This is a genomic window from Acinetobacter sp. YH12155 (genome assembly GCF_013418255.1).
In the GTDB taxonomy this organism is placed as follows: Bacteria; Pseudomonadota; Gammaproteobacteria; order Pseudomonadales; family Moraxellaceae; genus Acinetobacter; species Acinetobacter indicus.
On sequence record NZ_VPCK01000051.1, the window covers coordinates 1 to 1,199 of the forward strand.

Consider the following 1,199-nt stretch of genomic DNA (forward strand, 5'->3'; position numbering starts at 1 on the left):
TAAAGCACGTAGTCTTCATGGATTTCTGAGTGGAATTTACGCCTCACTATGTGCATATCAATTAACCCATCAAAATAAGCCAACAATTCAAATTAAGGAATCATCGGCTTAAGCAGGATCCGGGTTAGGTAGTTAAATCATTAACCCTATTTGAAACAATGAAAATAAAAACTTACTCTTCTAAAGGCTTTATCGGAGTTTTATTGCTCATAATATTTATGGCATGGTTTGTACTTAAATGCATTCCTCTATCAGAGCAAGAACAAAATGCAAAAATTAGTAGCAAAATGGAAAGACAACGGCTTCGATTGGCTCAAGAATTTGATAGGTACACTCTAGAGGAACAAGCACGATTGCCAAAATATGATTCCCGTAAATATGCCCTAATTAAACGTAATAGCAGATTCTGGTTAATACCTAGAGAATATTTTAGTGATAATGGTTTTCATATAAGGTGGCCAAATACGGTAAATAGGCTACTAAAAAGAAATTGGGAAAATAAATCTAATAAAAAATACCCTATTGTGCGAGTCTTGATGGAGTCACGACAATTTAATGCATCTACAGGTTATGCAGGTAATGATAAATTTCTAAATGTAGAGCCATGCAAAAATGGAAATGATTGGTTTATTTGGAATGGAATAAATGTTCGGATATACCCGAGTGATGTACCTAATCTTTCAGATAGGCAGCGTTTAGATATATGTTTAACAGTATTGAAAATACTCAATGAGGAAATAAAGGAAATAAAGGAAATAAGTTAATTAACTTTAAGATTTCCTTAAATTAACATAATACACGTTATATGAAATTAAAAAGTGTAACTCCAAAATAGAAATGTCCGGTTTCTCCAAAGTAAAAATGTCCGCTTTTAGAATATGCACTTTTGCAATTTCCTTAGCGGACGGTTTGATATGTTGGTGTCTATGTCGGATAAAGAACTTAAACGATTGTCGGTCTTGCAGGAAATCTGCGATCAACGCATAACTCAATCCCAGGCTGCTCAGCTACTTCATATTTCAGAACGTCAGATCAGACGCTTACTGCAGAAATACAAAGCCCAAGGTCCAGTTGCATTAGCCCATGCCGGTCGTGGCCAAATCAGCAATTCTAAACTTCCTGAAGAACTCAGACTCAAGTGCCTCAATATTGTTTCTGACCAACTCCATGGTTTCGGACCCACTTTAGCGCATGAAAAG

2 protein-coding genes and 1 pseudogene are annotated in these 1,199 nt (G+C 35.7%); all 3 read left to right on the forward strand.

The features are described from left to right. A pseudogene (locus tag FTU86_RS13715) lies at positions 1 to 112 on the forward strand (IS982 family transposase); the annotation flags it as partial. A gap of 46 nt (positions 113 to 158) precedes the next feature. Beyond that, complete coding sequence (locus FTU86_RS13720) at positions 159 to 764, forward strand: hypothetical protein (RefSeq protein WP_168405728.1); 606 nt, start codon at positions 159 to 161, stop codon at positions 762 to 764. A 162-nt stretch (positions 765 to 926) separates the two neighbouring features. Continuing rightward, positions 927 to 1,199: helix-turn-helix domain-containing protein (locus FTU86_RS13725; protein ID WP_180048606.1), on the forward strand; the 273-nt coding region annotated here is incomplete at its 3' end.